Annotated in this window: 19 protein-coding genes; 10 read left to right on the top strand and 9 right to left on the bottom strand. The window is 73.6% G+C overall.

Annotated features, from left to right (window positions below):
* Positions 1-185 precede the first annotated feature (185 nt).
* The gene (gene glmS / locus J3R08_RS27325; protein ID WP_064446591.1) at positions 186-2,099 is read left to right on the top strand and encodes a glutamine--fructose-6-phosphate transaminase (isomerizing); all 1,914 of its coding nucleotides are present in this window, start codon (positions 186-188) and stop codon (positions 2,097-2,099) included.
* A 119-nt stretch (positions 2,100-2,218) separates the two neighbouring features.
* Here glmS and J3R08_RS32775 read toward each other — a convergent pair whose 3' ends face one another.
* Together J3R08_RS32775 and J3R08_RS27315 are read right to left on the bottom strand one after the other, a co-directional pair.
* Complete coding sequence (locus tag J3R08_RS32775) at positions 2,219-3,871, bottom strand: alpha/beta hydrolase (RefSeq protein ID WP_064446590.1); 1,653 nt, start codon at positions 3,869-3,871, stop codon at positions 2,219-2,221.
* Entirely contained in the window at positions 3,868-4,170 is a 303-nt protein-coding gene (locus J3R08_RS27315) for a type VII secretion target (protein WP_069087943.1), read from the bottom strand. Before J3R08_RS27315 ends, J3R08_RS32775 begins: the two co-directional genes overlap by 4 nt.
* 220 nt (positions 4,171-4,390) lie before the next feature.
* Here J3R08_RS27315 and J3R08_RS27310 point away from each other — a divergent pair, with 220 nt between their 5' ends.
* The 4 genes from J3R08_RS27310 to tsaE all read left to right on the top strand — a co-directional run bounded on the left by J3R08_RS27310 (position 4,391) and on the right by tsaE (position 8,625).
* Positions 4,391-5,860, top strand: a complete 1,470-nt coding sequence (locus tag J3R08_RS27310; protein WP_209963232.1) for an NAD(P)H-hydrate dehydratase — start codon at positions 4,391-4,393, stop codon at positions 5,858-5,860.
* 85 nt (positions 5,861-5,945) lie between these two features.
* The gene (alr, locus tag J3R08_RS27305; protein WP_043328305.1) at positions 5,946-7,064 is read left to right on the top strand and encodes an alanine racemase; all 1,119 of its coding nucleotides are present in this window, start codon (positions 5,946-5,948) and stop codon (positions 7,062-7,064) included.
* On the top strand, positions 7,061-8,146 hold the full coding sequence (locus J3R08_RS27300) for an alpha/beta fold hydrolase (RefSeq protein ID WP_043328307.1): 1,086 nt from the start codon (positions 7,061-7,063) through the stop codon (positions 8,144-8,146). Before alr ends, J3R08_RS27300 begins: the two co-directional genes overlap by 4 nt.
* Entirely contained in the window at positions 8,143-8,625 is a 483-nt protein-coding gene (gene tsaE, locus J3R08_RS27295; protein ID WP_043328309.1) for a tRNA (adenosine(37)-N6)-threonylcarbamoyltransferase complex ATPase subunit type 1 TsaE, read from the top strand. The genes J3R08_RS27300 and tsaE overlap by 4 nt, the downstream gene beginning before the upstream one ends.
* Position 8,626: 1 nt before the next feature.
* Here the strand turns inward: tsaE and J3R08_RS27290 are convergent, their stop codons facing one another.
* Entirely contained in the window at positions 8,627-9,997 is a 1,371-nt protein-coding gene (locus J3R08_RS27290) for a lipase family protein (protein WP_209963229.1), read from the bottom strand.
* Positions 9,998-10,178: 181 nt separating this feature from the next.
* On the opposite strand from J3R08_RS27290, the gene ung reads away from it, so the two are divergent.
* On the top strand, positions 10,179-10,877 hold the full coding sequence (ung, locus tag J3R08_RS27285; RefSeq protein ID WP_043328313.1) for a uracil-DNA glycosylase: 699 nt from the start codon (positions 10,179-10,181) through the stop codon (positions 10,875-10,877).
* Here the strand turns inward: ung and J3R08_RS27280 are convergent.
* Complete coding sequence (locus J3R08_RS27280) at positions 10,866-11,591, bottom strand: helix-turn-helix domain-containing protein (protein ID WP_043328314.1); 726 nt, start codon at positions 11,589-11,591, stop codon at positions 10,866-10,868. The two genes, ung and J3R08_RS27280, sit on opposite strands and share 12 nt — an antisense overlap.
* A gap of 171 nt (positions 11,592-11,762) precedes the next feature.
* Between J3R08_RS27280 and tsaB the strand changes: the two genes are divergently transcribed.
* The 4 genes from tsaB to J3R08_RS27260 are packed head-to-tail and all read left to right on the top strand — an operon-like array spanning position 11,763 to position 14,204.
* Positions 11,763-12,440 (top strand): tRNA (adenosine(37)-N6)-threonylcarbamoyltransferase complex dimerization subunit type 1 TsaB, encoded by a 678-nt coding sequence (tsaB, locus tag J3R08_RS27275; protein WP_069087940.1) that lies wholly within the window; start codon positions 11,763-11,765, stop codon positions 12,438-12,440.
* Positions 12,437-12,880 (top strand): ribosomal protein S18-alanine N-acetyltransferase, encoded by a 444-nt coding sequence (rimI, locus tag J3R08_RS27270; RefSeq protein ID WP_064446583.1) that lies wholly within the window; start codon positions 12,437-12,439, stop codon positions 12,878-12,880. The genes tsaB and rimI overlap by 4 nt, the downstream gene beginning before the upstream one ends.
* Before the next feature lie 5 nt (positions 12,881-12,885).
* Entirely contained in the window at positions 12,886-13,932 is a 1,047-nt protein-coding gene (tsaD, locus tag J3R08_RS27265) for a tRNA (adenosine(37)-N6)-threonylcarbamoyltransferase complex transferase subunit TsaD (protein WP_030501550.1), read from the top strand.
* A 17-nt stretch (positions 13,933-13,949) separates the two neighbouring features.
* Positions 13,950-14,204, top strand: a complete 255-nt coding sequence (locus tag J3R08_RS27260) for a hypothetical protein (RefSeq protein ID WP_030501549.1) — start codon at positions 13,950-13,952, stop codon at positions 14,202-14,204.
* Positions 14,205-14,217: 13 nt separating this feature from the next.
* On the opposite strand, the gene J3R08_RS27255 is transcribed toward J3R08_RS27260, so the two are convergent.
* From J3R08_RS27255 to J3R08_RS27235, 5 genes are all read right to left on the bottom strand, one after another.
* Complete coding sequence (locus tag J3R08_RS27255; RefSeq protein ID WP_043328319.1) at positions 14,218-14,955, bottom strand: DUF4142 domain-containing protein; 738 nt, start codon at positions 14,953-14,955, stop codon at positions 14,218-14,220.
* 98 nt (positions 14,956-15,053) lie between these two features.
* Positions 15,054-16,229, bottom strand: a complete 1,176-nt coding sequence (locus J3R08_RS27250; RefSeq protein ID WP_030501547.1) for an ROK family protein — start codon at positions 16,227-16,229, stop codon at positions 15,054-15,056.
* 31 nt (positions 16,230-16,260) lie between these two features.
* Positions 16,261-17,520 (bottom strand): sugar ABC transporter permease, encoded by a 1,260-nt coding sequence (locus J3R08_RS27245; protein WP_043328321.1) that lies wholly within the window; start codon positions 17,518-17,520, stop codon positions 16,261-16,263.
* Positions 17,517-18,329, bottom strand: coding sequence for an ATP-binding cassette domain-containing protein (locus tag J3R08_RS27240; protein ID WP_043328323.1), 813 nt, complete (start codon positions 18,327-18,329; stop codon positions 17,517-17,519). The genes J3R08_RS27245 and J3R08_RS27240 overlap by 4 nt, the downstream gene beginning before the upstream one ends.
* 103 nt (positions 18,330-18,432) lie before the next feature.
* The gene (locus J3R08_RS27235) at positions 18,433-19,536 is read right to left on the bottom strand and encodes a sugar ABC transporter substrate-binding protein (protein ID WP_043328325.1); all 1,104 of its coding nucleotides are present in this window, start codon (positions 19,534-19,536) and stop codon (positions 18,433-18,435) included.
* Between the last annotated feature and the right edge of the window lie 25 nt (positions 19,537-19,561).

Raw genomic sequence — 19,561 nt, 5'->3', positions numbered from 1 at the left:
CCACCCGCGTGGACCCGGTCCGCCCGGTGCGCGGCACGTCCCGAACCGGTACGCAAACGGCAGATGAGCCCGGCTGGTGCGTTGTCCGACATAGCAACCCCGGTGTTCGGTTCGCTCAAATTCAGTGATCGTTAACCGGCCTTCCGAGCACGCGCGATGAGCGAAACTCGGTTAGGCTGCGGACCATGTGTGGAATCGTGGGTTACGCCGGTGCCCGCCCGGCGCTCGGCATCGTGCTTGACGGACTGCGGCGGCTCGAATACCGCGGCTACGACTCGGCCGGTGTCGCCGTGGTCTGCGAGGACGAGCTCCTGACCGAGAAGAAGGCCGGCAAGCTCGCGAACCTGGAGAAGGTCCTCTCCGAGCGGGCGGCCGACAACCCCGAGGACTGCGCCGCCAGCCCGATCGGCATCGGCGACGGCACCACCGGCATCGGCCACACCCGCTGGGCCACCCACGGCGGCCCGACCGACCGTAACGCCCACCCGCACCTCTCCCCGGACGGCCGCGTCGCGGTGATCCACAACGGCATCATCGAGAACTTCGCGAAGCTCCGCGCCGAGCTGGAGGACGAGGGCGTCGAGTTCGCCAGCGACACCGACACCGAGTGCGCCGCGCACCTGATCGCCCGCGCGCTGGCCGACCTGCGCGCGGCCGGCGAGACCGACAGCCCGCAGCTCCTCGCCGCCGCCATGCGCGTGGTCTGCGGGCGCCTGGAGGGCGCGTTCACGCTGCTCGCCGTCGACGCCGGCATCCCCGGCGCGGTGGTCGGCGCCCGGCGCAACTCGCCGCTGGTCGTCGGTCGGGGCGACGGCGAGAACTACCTGGCCAGCGACGTCGCCGCGTTCATCGAGCACACCCGGGACGCGGTCGAGCTGGGGCAGGACCAGATCGTCCTGATCACCCCGGACAGCATCGACATCACCGACTTCCACGGTCAGCCGGCCAGCGGCACCGACTTCCACATCGACTGGGACTCGTCGGCCGCCGAAAAGGGCGGCTACGACTGGTTCATGCTCAAGGAGATCGAGGAGCAGCCGCAGGCCATCGCCGACACGCTGCTGGGCCGGCTCACCGAGACCGGCGAGATCGCCCTCGACGAGGTCCGCCTCAGCGAGCAGGACCTGCGCGACGTCGACAAGATCTTCATCGTCGCCTGCGGCACCTCCTACCACGCCGGCCTGGTCGCCAAGTACGCCATCGAGCACTGGACCCGAATCCCCTGCGAGGTGGAGCTGGCCAGCGAGTTCCGCTACCGCGACCCGGTGCTGGACCGGTCCACGCTGATCGTGGTGATCTCGCAGTCCGGCGAGACGATGGACACGCTGATGGCGCTGCGCCACGCCAAGGAGCAGAAGGCCCGCGTGCTGGCCATCTGCAACACCAACGGCTCGACCATCCCGCGCGAGTCCGACGCCGTGCTCTACACCCACGGCGGCCCGGAGATCGCCGTCGCCTCCACCAAGGCGTTCCTCACCCAGGTCGTCGCCTGCTACCTGATCGGCCTGCACCTGGCCCAGGTGCGCGGCATCAAGTTCGCCGACGAGGTGGGCGCGGTGGTCGCCCAGCTCCAGGAAATGCCGGGCAAGCTGCGGGAGCTGCTGGACCGGATCGAGCCGGTCCGCGAGCTGGGCCGCGAGCTGAAGTCCGAGCCGACGGTGCTGTTCATCGGCCGGCACGTGGGCTACCCGGTGGCGCTGGAGGGCGCGCTGAAGCTCAAGGAGCTGGCGTACATGCACGCCGAGGGCTTCGCCGCCGGTGAGCTGAAGCACGGCCCGATCTCGCTGATCGACCAGGGCACCCCGGTGATCTGCATCGTGCCGTCGCCGGTCGGCCGGGGCATGTTGCACGACAAGGTCGTCTCCAACATCCAGGAGGTACGCGCCCGGGGCGCCCGCACGATCGTGATCGCGGAGGAGGGCGACCAGGCGGTGGTCCGCTACGCCGACCACCTGATCTACGTGCCGCGTACGCCGACACTGCTGGCGCCGCTGGTGACCACCGTGCCGTTGCAGGTGCTCGCCGCCGAGATCGCCGCCGCCCGCGGGCACGACGTGGACCAGCCCCGGAACCTGGCCAAGTCGGTCACTGTCGAGTAGTCCGCTTTTCGCCAGCGGTCCCTCCACCCGTCGGCCGGGGGGAGGGACCGCGCCGTCTCCGGCCCGCCCCGGGCGGCTCCCGGATCCTTTGGGACGGCCGCCGGACGGCATCGGGCGGCTCATCGGCCCAGCACGATCCGGGCCATCCCGTCCAGCGCCGGGTTGTCCGGGTCCCAGTAGCCGGTGTGACCGTGCGGGGCGCTCGGGAACCGCCGCCCGCCGAAACCCGGCGCGCTCGGGTCGGTGCCGAACCAGAGCCGCTCGGCGTGCGGGTCGAGCACGGCCAGCGCCGGGCCGAGCGGCGTGCCGGCGAGCAGGGCGCGGCGGGCCAGCTCGTCCGGCGGACGCGCCAGCCGGATCACGTCGTCCGGCGCGGTCGACGACCAGACCTCGCCGGCGCGCATCCGCAGCTCGGTGGCGTGGTCGACGCCGACGCCGGGCGAGCCGACGAATACCAGCGCGTCCGCGCTCAGCCCGTGGTCCCGGGCGGCGGCGCCGACCACCAGCGAGCCGTAGCTGTGCCCGAGCACCGTCTGCCGGGCCGGCGAACCCTCGTGTGCGGCGCGTAGCCCTTCCTGGAACCGGTGCAGAGCCGGCCCGGCGTCCTCGGCCTGCCGGGGGCCGGCCGCCTCGGTGAGGAAGTCGGGCGCGTCGTAGTCCAGCCAGAGCACCGCCGCCGCCTCCTCGCCCGGCCCCAGCGCCGCGCACCGCTGCAGCACCCGGGCGGCCCGGCCCAGCTCGTCCGGCGCGTCGGCGAGGTCCGAGGTCATGCCCGGGACGTAGGTCAGCACCGCGGCGGACCGGTCCGGGTTGCCGAGCGCCACCACCGCGCGCCCGTCGCCGCGCGGGTCCAGCCCCAGCAGGTACGCCCGCGGCAGCCCGGGCGCGGCGAGCCGCTCGCTCAGCCGGTTCAGCCCGCGCAGCGCCGCCTCGACGCCGGCGAGCCGGACCCGCCGGGACGCCTCCAACGGTCCGGCCGGCAGCGGCCGCAGCAGCGCGAGCCGCCGGACGAGCAACTGCTCCCGCCGGTCGCCGAGCAGCAGCCGGTTGGCCTGGTCCCGGGCGGCGGCCGGCACGCCGTCGAGGCGGCCGATCCGATCCGGTTCCCGCCCGACCAGCCAGCGCCGCTCGGCCGCGCTCAGCCCGGCCCACCAGCGGCTCACCTCGGCCGGCCCGGCGCCGGGGCCCGGACGCCACGCGGGCGGGACGCTGACCCAGCCGGTCACCGTGGCGGTGGTCAGCTCCGCCAGGCGGCGAGCAGCCTCCCGGTCGGCGGCGCCGGCGAGTGTCAGCGCGCCCCGGATCCCGGCCCGCGCGTCCACCACCGCCGGACCGGCCCGGGACACCGGGCGGGCCGGATCGGGCCGCACCGCGCCGGCACGGTCGACGAGCAGGCCGCCGGACTCGGCGCGGGCCACCTCCGCGCCGAGGCGGGCCTTCGCCGCCCCCAGCCGGGCGCCGAACTCGGCCAGCACCTGGTCGACCTCGAACAGGGCGGGCAGCACGTCGGTGAGGTCGGTGCGCAGGTCCCCGATCCGCTGCTGGGCCGCGACCGAGGCGGCGCCCGACCACCCGGGCCGGAGCGTTCCGATCCGGGCGGTCAGCGCGTCGGCGCGACGTCGCACCGGCCCGGCGAGCCCTCGCCAGGCCACCCCCGCCGTGGACCAGGCGCCCGGATCGGCCCGCCAGAGCTGCGCGTACCCGACGTCCGCCGGGCCCTCGCCGGGCCCTCCGGAGCTCGGATCGGGCCGCCCGGGAGCGCCGCCGGTCACCGGAGCACCCCGCTGAGGCGGCGCGCGGCGCGCTCGTCCACCGCCTCGTAGCCGTCCGCCCCGCGGCGCAACGCCCCGGCGGTGTCGGCCACCCGGGCGCCGAGCGCGCCGGACCAGCGCCGTACCGCGGACTCCAGGTCGGCCAGCGCCGCCCCGGCCCGCCAGCCGTCCGGCGCCGCCACCAGCAGCGCCTCCGGCGCCGCCCCCGGCCCTCGGGCCAGCCGGTACGCGTCGTCGGCCAGCTCCCGTGCGACCGCGCGCAGCAGCTCCGGGTCGACGTCGAACGGTTTCTCCACCACGTGACCTCCCCACGTCGCCCGACGCCACCCACCGGCCCCGGACACCGGGACGCTAGGCCGTCCGGCGACCCGGCCGCCGACCCCTGTGGACAACGGCCGGGGTTTTCCACAGGGCGTTTCCGTCGGCCGGTCCCGGGTTCGTACCGCCGGTAGGGTGAGGCCGTGACCGGGACAGCGGCGGGCGGGCGCTGAGCCGGCGCGACGAACGGGACGGGGTGGCATGAGACCGGTATGGCGCGTCGCGGACGTTCGCGCGGCGGAGGCGGGCCTGATGGCCACCCTTCCGCCCGGGGCGCTGATGCAGCGGGCCGCGGCCGGGCTGGCCCGGCGCTGCGCCCTGCTGCTCGGTGACCGGGGCGGGGTCTACGGCGCCCGGGTGGTGCTGCTGATCGGCTCCGGCGACAACGGCGGTGACGCGCTCTTCGCGGGCGCGCACCTGGCCCGCCGGGGCGCGGCGGTGGCCGCGCTGCTGCTGAGCCCCGGGCGGGCGCACGCGGAAGGGCTGGCGGCCCTGCGTGCCGCCGGCGGGCGCGTCGTCGACCGGCCGCCCGCCGGAGCCGACCTGGTGCTCGACGGGATCGTGGGCATCGGCGGCACCGGTGGGCTGCGGGAGACCGCCGAGCAGTTGGCCGCGAGCCTGACCGGGCAGCGCGGGCGCGACGGTGGGCCCGCTACGGTGGTCGCTGTCGATGTGCCGAGCGGCGTCGCCGTCGACACCGGCCACGTCCCGCTGACCGACGCCGGGCGGCCCCGCGCGGTCCGCGCCGACGTGACGGTGGCGTTCGGCGCGCTCAAACCGGCGCTGGTCGTCGGCCCGGCCGCCGAGCTGGCCGGCGAGGTCGAGCTGGTCGACATCGGGCTGACGCCGTGGCTGCGCGGCACCCCGGCGCTCCAGGTGATCGAGCAGACGGACGTGGTCGGCTGGTGGCCGGAGCTGGGCGCGTCGTCGGAGAAGTACACCAGGGGTGTGGTCGGCGTGGCCACCGGCTCGGCCACCTACCCCGGCGCCGCGGTGCTCTCGGTCGCCGGGGCGCTCGTCGGCCCGACCGGCCTGGTCCGCTACGCCGGGAGCGCCAAGGGCGAGGTGCTGCACCAGCACCCGTCGGTGATCGCCACCGGCCGGGTAGCGGACGCGGGCCGGGTGCAGGCGTGGGTGTGCGGCTCCGGCCTCGGTACGGGCGAGGAGTCCGCCGCCGAGCTGCGCGCGGTGCTTGCCGCGCCGGTGCCGGTGGTGCTCGACGCGGACGCGCTGACGCTGCTCGTCGACGGCAAGCTGGCCGACCGGCTGCGCGGCCGGGACGCGCCGATCGTGGTGACGCCGCACGACCGGGAGTACGCCCGGCTCTGCGGCGAGATGCCGGGGGAGGACCGGGTCGCCGCCGCGCTGCGGCTGGCCGCCTGGATGAACGCGGTGGTGCTGCTCAAGGGTGACCACACGATCATCGGCACGCCCGACGGCCGCGCGTACGTGAACCCGACCGGCACGCCGGTGCTCGCCACCGGTGGCACCGGCGACGTGCTGGCCGGGTTGCTCGGTTCGCTGCTCGCCGCCGGGCTGGCCCCGGAGCGGGCGGCCGCCGCGGCGGCGTACCTGCACGGGCTGGCCGGCCGGGAGGCGGCGCGCGGCGGTCCGGTCACCGCGCCCGACGTGGCGACGGCGTTGCGTCCGGTACTGGCCCGGCTGGGCTGATCCGGGCGGCGACGCCCGGGTGGCGACGGGCACCGCCCGCACGGCTCAGGGCGCTGATGATCACTGACGGAAGTAGGCTGGGGACATGTGGCAGTCGGAGGTGCGCGTCGACCTGGACGCGATCCGGGAGAACGTGACCCGGCTCAAGGCCGGCACCAGCGCCGAGCTGATGGCGGTGGTCAAGGGCGACGGCTACGGCCACGGCATGGTGCCCGCCGCCCGCGCGGCGCTCGACGCGGGGGCGGACCAGCTCGGCGTCTGCACGCTGGACGAGGCGCTGCGGCTGCGCCAGGACGGCATCACCGCGCCGGTGCTGGCCTGGCTGCTCACACCCGGGCTGCCGCTGCACGACGGGATCACCGTCGGCGTCGACCTCGGCTGCGCCAGCCTCACCCAGCTCGACGAGATGATCGAGGCGAGCCGCCGGGCGGACCGCCCGGCCCGGCTGCACCTCAAGATCGACACCGGGTTGGCGCGGGGCGGCGCCACCGTCGCCGACTGGCCGGCGCTGCTGGAGGCCGCCGCGAAGGCCCAGGCCGACGGCCTGGTCGAGGTGGTCGGCGTGTGGAGCCACTTCGTGTACGCGGACTCGCCCGGCCACCCCACCACCGACCGCCAGCTCGCCGTCTTCCACGAGGGGCTGGAGATGGTGACGCGCGCCGGTCTGCGCCCTCGGTACCGCCACCTGGCCAACTCGGCCGCCACGCTGACCCGGCCGGACACGCACTTCGACCTGGTCCGGCCCGGCATCGCGGTCTACGGTCTGTCGCCGGTCGCGGGCGAGCAGTTCGGCCTGCGCCCGGCGATGACCGCCCGCGCCCGGGTGATGCTGACCAAGCGGGTCGCGGCCGGCACCGGCGTCTCCTACGGGCACACCTACCTCACCGAGCAGGAGACCAACCTGGCGGTGGTGCCGCTCGGCTACGCCGACGGTGTGCCCCGGCACGCCTCCAACACCGGCCCGGTGCACCTCGCCGGCAAGCGCCGGAACATTTCCGGCCGGGTCTGCATGGACCAGTTCGTGGTCGACTGCGGCGACGACGAGGTGGCCGCCGGTGACATGGTGACGCTGTTCGGCGACGGCGCGGACGGCGGGCCCACAGCCGACGACTGGGCCGAGGCGGTCGGCACCATCAACTACGAGATCGTGACCCGTTTCGGCGGCGTGCGCGTGCCCCGGTTCTACGACGGCGAGCGCGCATGAGTCTCCGGTTGCCGCGTCCGCGTACCGCCGCCGGCAAGGTCGCCGGGCTGGTCGGCGCCGCCGTCGGGGTGGCCGCCGCCGGGCTCGCGGCGGGCGTGGTCAGCGAGCGGGTGCTGGTCCGCCGGCTCAAGAACGACCCCACCGACAGGTACGCCGACGAGGTCTTCGGCGAGCAGCGCTACGACCAGGCGTACCGGCTGGAGATGCCGGACGGCACCGACATCCACGTGGAGGTGGTCGAGCCGACCCGCCCGGTCGCCGGGCACCCGACTGTGGTGCTGGTGCACGGGTTCTGCCTGGACATGGGCACGTTCCACTTCCAGCGCAAGCGGCTCGCCGAGCGCGGCGACTACCGGGTGGTCGCGTACGACCAGCCGGGGCACGGCCGTTCCGGCCGGCTGGAGAGCGGCGAGTACGACCTGACCGCGCTGGGCCACACGCTGCGCCGGGTGCTCGACGAGGTGGCCCCGGAGGGCCCGCTGGTGCTGGTCGGGCACTCGATGGGCGGCATGACGATCATGGCGCTGGCCGAGCTGTACCCGGAGATGTTCGGTGACCGCGTGGTCGGCACCGTGCTGATGGCGACCTCGGGCGGTCTGGCGGCGGAGACGAAGCTGGTGGCGCCCGCGCTGCTCGGCCGCGTCGGCTCGCCGGTGCTCTACATGATGAGCAACGCCACCCGGTACGGCGGCACGGTGATCGACCGGGCGCGCCGGTCGACCTCGAACGTGGCCTGGCTGCTCACCCGCAAGTACGGCTTCGGCACCTCGGCGCCGAGCCCGGCCCTGGTGTCGTACGTCGAGATGATGAACTCGCGCACCTCGGCCGACACGGTCACCCGCTACCTGCGGACGATCGCCACCCACTCCCGGTTCCCGGCGCTGGCCGCGCTGGCCGGCACGCCGGTGCTGGTGATCGTGGGGGACAAGGACATGATCACGCCGGTGACGCACTCCGAGGAGATCGTCCGGCGGCTGCCGCACGCCGAGTTCGTGAAGATCGACGACAGTGGGCACGTGGTGATGCTGGAGCACGCCGACGAGGTGAACGCGGCGCTGGAGAGGTTCCTGGATTCGCTATGACAGTGGTCGTGGAGCTGAAGACGGTCGACGACACCCACGAGTTCGGGCGGCGGCTGGCCGGTGTGCTGCGCGCGGGTGACCTGCTGCTGCTCAGTGGCCCGCTCGGGGCCGGCAAGACCGCGCTGACCCAGGGCATCGGCGCCGGCCTGGGCGTACGCGGCGACATCACCTCGCCCACCTTCGTCATCGCCCGGGTGCACCGCCCCGACCCGGATCGGGGCGGCCGGGTGACGCTCGTGCACGCCGACGCGTACCGCCTGGGTGAGGCCGCCGACCCGCGGGCGGAGATCGACGACCTCGACCTGGACGCCTCGGTGGACGAGGCGGTGACAGTGGTGGAGTGGGGCGAGGGAATGGTCGAGCAGCTGGTCGACGCGCACCTGCGGGTACGCATCGACCGCCGCGACGACGACACCCGGGCGGTCACGCTGGAACCGGTCGGTGGCGACTGGGCCGCCCGGGTCGCCGAACTGTCCTGAGTCAGGGCTGAAGGGGCATCGTCCAGCAGTTGGAGTAGGCGGTCCGCCCGGCGAGCCGGTCGCTCATCCAGGCCACCGCGTCGCCCTGGTCGGTGATGAGCGGCACCAGGTGGTTGGTGAGGATCTTGTCGCCGAGGTTGGGCAGGCTGATCGCCTGGTAGGTCACGTTGCCGCCCTTGCGGCACCAGTCGACAGCCAGTTGACGGGCCTGCCGGTGGGGCACGATGTCGTCCTGGATGCCTGTTGCCACACGTACCGGGCCGGTGGGCTTGAGCGTGCCGATGCGCTGCCGGTCGAGGACGGCCTGGGCCTCGGGCGAGGCGGCGATGACGGCGGTGAGGGACCGGCCGCCGGTGATCCACTTGCTGCTCCTGGTGAACGCGTACCGGAGGATCGCGTCGCCGACGCACATGGTCGAGGTGTCCTTCAGCGCCGCCCGGCCGGTGTCGTTGACGGCGGCCTCGATGACGTCCCGCAGCGCCGGGTCGGACTGGGCGAAGCCGTTCAGCGACCATCCCAGCGCCCCCACCAGCGCGCTGCCGTCGATGCCGCCGATGACCGCGGTCAGGTCGGCGGGCGGCGCGCCGACGTAGGTGCCGGCGAGCGGCACGTCGGGCGCGTAGGTGGACTGGAGTTCGGCGGCCGCGGCGCTGGCGCCCCCGCCCTGGCTGTAGCCGTAGAGACCGACGCGGGACTGGGCGGTGACCGATGCTCCGGGTACGGCGCGGGCGGCGCGGGCCGCGTCGAGCAGGGCGTGGCCGCCGTCGAGGCGGTTGACGTAGGTGTGCAGCCGGTCGGTCGCGCCCAGGCCGACGTAGTCGGTGACGACGACCGCCGCGCCGGTGGCGAGGAGGCGATAGATCGCCAGGGCCTCGTAGCCGACGGACAGGGTGTCGCCGGTGAGCGTGAGCGGGTGTTGCAGCGAGAACGACGGCGCGCACTGGTCGCCCTGCCCCATGGTTCCGGAGGCGACGGCGACCAGCGGGCGCGGGCCGGCGCCCCGCCACGCCGCCGACGGTTCGATGTAGGCGCCGGTCACCGCGACGGGCCGTCCGTTGGAGTCGGTTGACCGGTACATCAGCCGGGTGGCGGTGCCGGGCATCGGGCGGCCGTCGAGCCCGGGGATGCTCAGGCCGAGCGGCAGGGGTTCGGTGCGGATCAGCGTGCCGTTGGTGGCGGGCAGGTCGGCGGGCGGGTGGTAGAAGGCGGGGATGGTCACGCCGCGGGAGACCACGGGCGTGGCGTCGTCGGCGGCTGCGGCTGCGCCGGATCCGGCCAGGTAGGTGGCTGCCGCCGCGGCGACGGCGAGGATCCGGAGGCCGATCGCGCGGCGGGCGGAGGGCGTGCGGGGACGGGTGTTCCTGCTGCTCACGGGCACTCCTAGCGAGCATCGATGGTGGTGGATGCAAGCTAGCAGTGGTGGTGTGGCGTAAGTAACTTGCCAGTAGGTTACGCTCCGGTAACTTTTCTCGTCCAGTACCCGGCCCGGCCGCTGCCCGGGAGTGTCGGTCGCGGCTGGTAGGAAGATGGCGACCGACTAGGAGAGGTTGCCGATGCCCGACGCCCCCACCCTGGACCTGCCGGCGCTGTTGCCGGAGGCCTGGCGTGCCGTGCTCACCCCCCACCTCGACCCGGCCCGCACCGCCGCGCTGGCCGAGTTCGTCACCCGGGAGTACGCGACCGCCACGGTCTTCCCGCCGCTGGAGGACCTGTTCTCCGCCTACCGGCACTGCGCGCCGGCCGACACGAGGGTGCTCATCCTCGGCCAGGACCCGTACCACAAGGCGGGCCAGGCGCACGGGCTGAGCTTCAGCGTGCGCGAGGGGGTGGCGGTGCCGCCGTCGCTGCGCAACGTCTTCAAGGAGCTGAGCGAGGACCTGGGCGTGCCCAAGCCGCGCAGCGGAAACCTCGACGGCTGGGCCGCGCAGGGCGTGCTGCTGCTCAACTCGGTGCTGACGGTCCGGCAGGCCACCCCCGGCTCGCACGCGAACAAGGGCTGGGAGGAGTTCACCGACGCCACGATCCGGGCGCTGGACGCGCTCGACCAGCGCGTGGTCTTCCTGCTCTGGGGCGGCTACGCCCGCAAGAAGGCGGCGCTGGTGACCAACCCGCGGCACGTGGTGCTGGAGGCCGGGCACCCGAGCCCGATGAACCCGCGCGGCTTCCTCGGCAGCCGTCCGTTCAGCGCGGCAAACAAGGCGCTCGCCGACGCGGGGCTGCCCACCGTCGACTGGGAACGCTCAGCCGGCTGACCCGTCCGGCGCCTCGCCCGCCGCGGCGAGGCGCCGGCGGTACCGGGACAGCAGCTCGGCCGTACGCTTGTCGGTCACCTCCACCTCGATCAGCGGCTCCACCGGGTACGTACGTTCACCGAGGCGGACCTCGATGGGCTCGGGCAGTTCGTCGCACATCCGGGCCCGCAGCTCGCCGAACCGGGTCCGCCAGCGGTGCTCGCCCGGTTCCTCGGGCTCCGGGTGGCCCCCGCCCCACTCCTGCCATCGGGCATCCCAGCGCTGCGCGCGGCCCCGCTCCAGGAACGCCGTGAACCGCGGGGAGTCCCGCCACCGCACCGCGATCTCGACCGCGTCCACCGGCAGTGGCGCGCCCTGCAACAGGGCCGCCGTGCCGCCCGCCAGCACGTACGGCAGGTCGCCCAGCGCGTCCATGATCGGGTCGAGCCGGAGATGATCGATCCGCTCGGTCAGCGCGGTCCCGGCCATTTCGTCAAGCGCCGCGTCCAGGTGACTGTCCAGCGGCTCGACCTCGATCCGCAGTTGCCGATCCAGCGCGGCGAGCAGACGTTCCGCGGTGGTCAGGCTGGGCAGCCGGTCGCCGCGCTCGATCCGGGCGACGGCGGCCTGGCTGATCCCGACCCGCGCGGCCAGGGCCTGCTGGGTGAGCCCGGCCAGTTCCCGTTCGTGGCGCAGGGCGCGGGCGATCTCCTGGGCCAGGCGACTCTCCGTCATCTCCGGAGGATGGCAACTCGCCGTCGAGCGATATACCTGTGAGTCATATTTATGACCGAGAGGTATATCGCTCCCAGGTCACCTCTTCCGTCGGGACACTACGCACCGTGACCGGGTCAGCGGCGAGGGCGTGCCGAGGGCGGACGGGGCGGACGGCTAGGCTGGCTTACCGTGCTCGTACTCGTGGTGGACTCCTCGACGCCCGCGGTGACCGCGGCGCTGGCCGAGGTCTCGGCGGACGGCGTCGCGGTTCGTGCGTCCCGGTGCACAGTCGACGCCCGCGCCCACGGCGAGCTGCTCGCGCCGCAGGTCGACGCCGTGCTGGCGGACGTCGGCGCGCGTCCCGCCGACCTGGCCGCGATCGTCGCCGGCCTCGGCCCGGGCCCGTTCACCGGGCTGCGCGTCGGGCTGGTCACCGCCGCCACCATGGGTCAGGTGCTCGGCGTCCCCACGTACGGTGTCTGCTCGCTGGACGGGCTCGGCCACCCGGCGGCCGCCGGCGAGCCGGTGCTGGCGGCGAGCGACGCGCGGCGGCGGGAGATCTACTGGGCCGTCTACGACGGCGCCGGTCAGCGCCTGGCCGGCCCGGAGGTGGCGGCCCCGGCGGTGGTCGCGCAGCGGGCGCGCGACCTGGCGGTCAGCGTCGCGGTCGGCGACGGCGCGCACCGGTACGCGGACGTGCTCGGCCTGCCGGTGCGGGACGAGCCGCGCTACCCGGACCCGCTGGCGCTGGCCGGTCTCGCCGCGCCGCGGATCCGCGCGGGCGCGCCCGGCGAGACGCTCACCCCGCTCTACCTGCGCCGCCCGGACGCGGTCGCCGCCACCGGCCACAAGCCGGTCCTGCCATGAGGCTGGGCCGGTTCCGCTGGTGGCACGTCGAGGAGGTGCTGCCCATCGAGGCGGACCTGTTCGGCGCCGAGCAGTGGTCGGCGGCGATGTTCTGGAACGAACTCGCCAACGGCCACTTCTATCTCGCCGCCACCGACGACGACGGCACCGTGCTCGGCTACGCCGGGCTGGCCGTCTACCCGCCCGACGAGGCGTGGGTGCAGAACGTCGCGGTCCGCCGGGACGCGCAGCGGCGGGGCATCGGCCGGCTGCTGCTGGAGGCGCTGCTCGCCGAGGCGGCCCGGCGCGGCGTCCGCAGCACGCTGCTGGAGGTCGCCGCGGACAACGCCCCGGCGCAGCGGCTCTACGCCGGCTACGGCTTCGAGCCGATCGGCGTACGACGCGGCTACTACCAACCGAGCAACACCGACGCGCTGGTCATGCAGCGCAACGAGGACTGACGCGCATGGCTGACGAACCACTGATCCTCGGCATCGAGACCTCCTGCGACGAGACCGGCGTGGGCATCGTGCGCGGGCACACGCTGCTCGCCGACGCGCTCGCCTCCAGCGTCGAGGAGCACGCCCGGTTCGGCGGCGTGGTGCCCGAGGTGGCCAGCCGCGCCCACCTGGAGGCGATCGTGCCGACCATGGACCGGGCGCTGCGCGAGGCCGGCGTCACCATCGCCGACATCGACGCCATCGCCGTGACCTCCGGGCCGGGCCTGGCCGGCGCGCTGCTCGTCGGGGTCGCCGCCGCCAAGGGGTACGCGGTCGCGGCGGAAAAGCCGGTGTACGGGGTGAACCACCTCGCCGCGCACGTCGCTGTGGACACGCTCGAACACGGCCCGCTGCCCGAGCCCGCCATCGCGCTGCTCGTCTCCGGCGGCCACTCCTCGCTGCTGCGCGTCGACGACCTGGCCCGCGACGTGGTACCGCTCGGCGCCACCATCGACGACGCGGCCGGCGAGGCGTTCGACAAGGTGGCCCGGCTGCTCGGGCTGCCGTTCCCGGGCGGACCGTACATCGACCGCGAAGCGCGTGCCGGTGACCCGGCGGCGATCGCCTTCCCGCGCGGGCTGACCGCCGCGAAGGACCTGGTCGGACACCGGTTCGACTTCTCCTTCTCCGGCCTGAAGACGGCGGTGGCCCGCTGGGTGGAGGCGCGGCAGCGGGCCGGTGAGCCGGTCCCGGTCGCCGACGTGGCGGCGTCCTTCCAGGAGGCGGTCTGCGACGTGCTGGTCGGCAAGGCGATCGACGCCTGCCGCACCAGCGGCATCGACACGCTGGTGATCGGCGGCGGAGTGGCAGCCAACTCCCGCCTGCGGGCGATGGCCGAGCAGCGGGCCGGCAAGTACGGCATCCGGGTGCGTACGCCCCGGCCGAAGCTCTGCACGGACAACGGCGCGATGGTGGCCGCGCTCGGCTCCCACCTGGTCGCCGCGGGCGTCGCGCCGAGCCGGCTGGACCTGCCGGCCGACTCGGCGATGCCGCTGACAGTGGTCAGTGTGTGAGCGGGGAGGAAACCGACATGATCGTCCGGATGTGGGAGGCCAAGGCCGAGTCGTACGGCTTCGCCGACCTGATCACCTGGGTCTGCGAGACCGCGCTGCCCGAGTTCGAGCACGACCCGATGCACGTCTCCAGCGAGGTGTTCTCCTCCACCGACCACCGGCTCGTGGTCATCTCCAAGTGGCGGAACAACCCCCGGGAACTGCCCGAGCCACCGGCGCGCCTGATCGCCCGCCCGCCGCACAGCTGGGACTTCGCCCAGGTCGACCGCTGACGCCGCCGCCCCGCTAGGAGCGGCGGGTCAGCCGCCAGGTCGCGTACCCGCCGGTGCCGAGCGCGATCAGGAACACCGCCCACACCAGGCCGGTGCCGACCTGGAGCCCACCGCCGCTGCCCACGTTGGCCTGGGCGGCGGCGACGAGCGAGTCGCTCTGCGCGGGCGGCAGCGCGGCCGGCGGCAACTGCTGCCAGCGCACCAGCCCGGTGCTCTCCAGCATGGTCATGTGGTCGTTGACGAACTTGTTGGCGTCCTCGGCCAGCTTCCGCACGATCGGGTCGCGGGTGCTGGCCCGGACCGCGCCGATCACCGGAAAGATCTTGCCGTGGGCGACCCGCAGCCGGGTGACGAAGATCTGGTCGAACCGGGCGCCGGTGGCGTTCCGCATCTCGGTCAGCCACCCCTGCTGCTCTGCCGTCGGATCCGTCGGCAGGGTGGCGCCGAGCTTGTTGGCCGCCTCGACCACCAGCTGGTCCAGCTCCGCGTGCTGCTTGGCGATCTCCGCGCCGACCTCGCGTACCCGGGCGGACTGGCCCTTCTCGGCCGCCATCTGCCCGGCCGGCATCTCCCACAGCCCGGCCAGCCGTACGCCGTTGAGCAGCGTCATGTCGGCGGCGTTCATCTGCACGCCGGGGTTGGGCGCGGCCTGCGCCGTCCCGGGAACGACGCCGATCCCCGCGCCCAGCGCGGCGAGCAGCAGTACCACCCGGTGCGCCAGCTTGCGGCGTGCGGATTCCAGCGATGCCATGGTTGCGGTGCCTCCTCGGTCCGGACCGGTACGCGGGGTCGTGGACGGCCGCGCAAGCCGGCCGCCCGTCCGCACACTGGTACGGATCACCGGGCCGATCAGTTCAGCGGATCGGCGAGGAGTCGTTCGAACGCCAGCTCGGCGGCGCCGATCAGCGCCGCGTCGTCGCCCAGCTTCGGGGTACGCAGCCGCACGTGCTCCAGGCACGCGGGCAGCCCGTTGGAGTTGAGCCGGCTGCGCACCTGCGCGGCGGAGGCCAGGTAGAGGTCACGCATGGTGCCGCCGAAGATGACCATCTCCGGGTTGAAGATGTTCACCAGGTTCGCGACGCCGAAGCCGAGCCAGTCGCCGGCTTGCCGTACCGCGGTCTGCGCGCGGGCGTCGCCCCGGTCGGCGGCGTCGAAGACGGCGAGCAGCGCGTCCCGGCCGCGTGCCTCGGACCGGCCGGCGGCGCGCAGCAGCCCGTGCTCGCCGATCTCGGTCTCCCAGCAGCCGCGCCGGCCGCAGTCGCAGCGCACCCCGTCGCGGACCACCACCATGTGGCCCACCTCGCCGCCGTAGCCGCCGTGCCCCCTCAGCCGCCGCCCTCCGGCGATGATGCCCGCGCCCACACCGACGTCGCCGTAGATGTAGATGACGTTGTCGCAGCCGACCGCCGCGCCCCGGGCGTGCTCGGCGTACGCGGCCACGTCGGCCACGTTGCCCACCGTGATCGGTACGTCTATCCCCAGTTCGACGGCGAGCGCCGCACCGATCGGCTCGTCCACCCAGCCGGTGGTGGGGCTGAGCCGGACCAGCCCGTCCTCGCGGCGGACCATGCCGCACACCGCCACGCCGGCGCCGACGCAGATCGCGTCCGGCGGCACCGACTGGTGCATCTCCTTGACCGCGCCGGCGAGCAGCGGGGCGGCCTCCCCGGCGACCAGGTTGCGCGGCCGGTCCATCTCCCGGCGGTCGAGCACCTCACCGCCGAGTCCGACCCGCGCGGCCCGCAGCCGGTCCACCTCGACGCTGTACGCGTACGCGTAGACCCGCCCCGACTCGGGCCGGACGACGAGTGACGGTCGTCCGGCCCGGCCGGTCTCCTTCGGCGTCCCCTCGCTGACCAGACCGGCGCCGGCCAGGTCCGCGGTCAGCGCGCCGATGGTGCTGCGGTTGAGGCCGAGCGCGGTGGTCAGCTCGGCGCGGGTGGTGGCCCCGTGGACGTGCACGTATCGGAGCAATGCGCCCAGGTTCTGCCGACGGATCTCGTCCTGACTGGGGCCCGCGCGCATTGCCACTGCCATGGTGTTTCCGTACCCCTGCTCAGCGGTTGCCGGTCGCGGCGGCCCGCCGACGCGAGAGCGCGTCGATGGTCGCCGCGGCGAGCAGCACCACGCCGGTGACCACGTACTTGACGCCCGAGCTGTATCCCATCAGTCCCATACCGTTGTCGATGACCGCGACCACCGCGCCTCCGAGCACGGCGTCGAGGACCCGGCCCTTGCCGCCGAAGAGGCTGGTGCCGCCGATCACCGCCGCGCCGACGGCGTAGAGCAGTACGTTACTGCCCCCGGTGTTGGGGTCGACCGAGTTGCCCCTGCTGGCGGCCACGATGCCACCGATGGCGGCCATCGAGGAGCAGATGACGAAGACGGAGATACGGATCCGGTCGACGTTGATGCCGGCCCGGCGGGCCGCCTCGGCGTTGCCGCCGACCGCGTAGATGTGCCGCCCGTAGCTGGTGCGCTGGAGCACGAACGTCCAGACGATCAGCAGCACCGCGATGATCGGCACCACGATCGGCACGCCCTTGAGCGAGGTGATCAGCACGTTGCGGCTGCGCTCCAGGTTGAGGACGTAGACCGCCACGCCGAGGATCACGGCCAGGCCGGCGATCCGCGCGCCGACCACCGTGAGCGGGTCGGTGAGCAGTCCACGGGCGGCCCGGTTGCGGTACCGGAGCAACTGCACTGCCGCGTACCCGGCGACGGCCACCGCGGCGAGCGCCCAGCCCAGCGCCGGGGAGAGGTTGCGGTTGGCGATCGCGACGAGCACGTCGTCGCGGATCGCGATGTTGGCGCCCTCGTCCATCAGCGTCAGCACGACACCCTGGAAGGCGAGGAACCCGGCGAGCGTCACCACGAAGGACGGGATGCCGACCTTGGCGACCAGCAGGCCCAGCACGGTGCCGATCACCAGACCGGTGACGACGGCGGCGAGCACCGCCACGTACCAGGGGTAGCCGAGCACGGTGACCACGTTGGCCAGGATCGCGGCGCAGACGCCGCTGGCGAAGCCGGCGGAGAGGTCGATCTCGCCGAGCAGCAGGACGAAGACCAGGCCCATGGCGATGAGCGTGACCGCCGCGCCCTGGGTGAACAGGTTCGCCAGGTTGCCGGCGGTGAAGAACGACGGGCGGGCGATCGAGAAGCCCACCGCCAGCGCCACGAGCATGACCACCGCGGGGAGCGCGCCGATGTCGCCGCCGCGTACCCGGCGCCAGTAGTTGTTCACGTGGCTGTTCAGGGTCGGTGTCGGCGCGACGCCGGCCGGGCCTTCCTTCTTCACGACGATGGCGGTCATCGGATGGCTCCTGGGGTGGTGTCGGCGGGCGCGGCGCCGTTGCCGCCCGGCTCGCCGGTGAGGCCGAGGCCGCCGGATCGGCCGGCGGTGATCAGCTCGACCACCTGCGAGTGGGTGATGTCGGTGGTCTTCACCTGGGCGACCATCTGGCCGAGGTAGAGCGCGGCGATCCGGTCGGAGACGGCGAAGACGTCGTTCATGTTGTGCGAGATGAGCACCACGGCCAGGCCGTTGTCGGCCAGCCGGCGCACCAGCTCCAGCACCTGGGCGGTCTGCGCGACGCCGAGCGCGGCGGTCGGCTCGTCCAGGATGACCAGCCGGCTGTTCCAGAGCACGGCCTTGGCGATGGCGACGGTCTGCCGCTGGCCGCCGGAGAGGCTGGCCACGTGCTGGCGCAGCGACTTCACGGTGCGCACGCTCAGGCCGGCGAGCGTCTCGGCGGCCATCTGCTCCATGGTCGGCTCGTCGAGCACGATGCCGCTGCGCTTCTCCCGGCCGAGGAACATGTTCTGCACGATGTCGAGGTTGTCGCAGAGCGCGAGATCCTGGTAGACGACCTCGATCCCGAGCGCGGCGGCGTCCCGGGGGCTGTTGATGGTCACCGGCCGGCCGTCGAAGAGGAACTCGCCGGCGTCGGTGGGGTGGATGCCGCTGATGCACTTGACCAGGGTCGACTTGCCGGCGCCGTTGTCACCGACGAGCGCGGTCACCTCGCCGGGGTGCGCGGCGAAGGCGACGTCGCGCAGCACCTGGACGGGACCGAAGCTCTTGTCGATCCCGCGTAGCTCCAGCAGGGGGGTTGCGGACACGGGGTTCTCCTTTGGGCGGAGGGAGGTCTCGGATCCCGTCCGGCGCGGGCGCCGCCCGGCACGGGAGAACCCGTGCCGGGCGGCGCCGCCTGAGGCGGGTGGGTCAGCTCACGCCGGCGTCGGTGCAGAGCTTCGCGAAGGCACCGGTGCAGAGTTCTTCCTTGGTGACGTAGCCGTCGGCCACGACGTCCTTGACGTTGTCCTTGAAGATGGCCTTGGGCTCCAGCAGCACGGCCGGCACGTCCCGGTTGCCCTCCGGGTCCTTGACCGTCTGGCCGGTGTCCTTCCGCTCACCCTTGGCGAGCGCGATGGCCAGCTCGGCGGCGGCGTCCGCCTCCTTCTTGACCGCCTTGTAGACGGTCATGCACTGGTCACCGGCGAGGATGTTCTGCAGGCCCTCCTTGGTGGCGTCCTGACCGGTCACCGGGACCTTGCCGTTGAGCTTGTTCTTCTTCAGCACCGAGATGGCCGCGTTGCCGAGACCGTCGTTGGCGGCGAGCACGCCGTCGATCTTGCCGCCGGCCTTGGTCATCTGCTGCTCGAAGATCGTGGCGGCCTGCGCGTTGTCCCAGGCCGGCACCGGGTCGTCGGCGACCTTGGTGTACTCCTTCGAGTCGAACTTCGGCTTGAGCACCGAGTCGTACCCGTTCTTGAACAGGGTGGCGTTGTTGTCGGTCGGCGAGCCGTTGAGGTACGCGATCGACGGGTTCTTGACGCCCTTGTCGGTCAGGCACTTGCTCAGGCCTTCGCCCTGGAGCTTGCCGACGGCCTCGTTGTCGAAGCTGACGTAGTACTGGGCGGAGCCGCCCAGGGTCAGCCGGTCGTAGTCGATGGTCGCGACGCCCTGCGACTTGGCCTTGTCGAGCACGGCCTTGCCGGTGCCGGAGTCCAGGTTGACGATCATCAGGACGTTGACGCCGCTGGTGATCATCTGGTCGGCGATGGTCTGGAACGCGGTCTTGTCGTTCTGCGCGTTCTGGATGTCGGAGTCGACGCCGGCCGCGTCGAACGCCGCCTTGAGGTACTTGCGGTCCGCGCCCTCCCAGCGGGCGGAGGACTTGCTGTCCGGCAGGATCACGCCGATCTTCGGCTTCTTGGCGTTGGAGCCGCCGGCCTCGTCGGAAGAACCGCCGTTGTCACCGCAGGCGGCCATGCTGCCGGTCGCGAGGAGACCGACGGCCGCGAAGGTGAGGAAGCCCTTGCGCATGTGCAGGGTCCTTTCGGAGGTGGGG

Source organism: Micromonospora sp. HB375, from assembly GCF_017872985.1.
Taxonomy (GTDB): Bacteria; Actinomycetota; Actinomycetes; order Mycobacteriales; family Micromonosporaceae; genus Micromonospora; species Micromonospora chalcea.
Note: the sequence above shows the minus strand (reverse complement) of the source record. Positions and strands in the feature narration are given on the sequence as shown.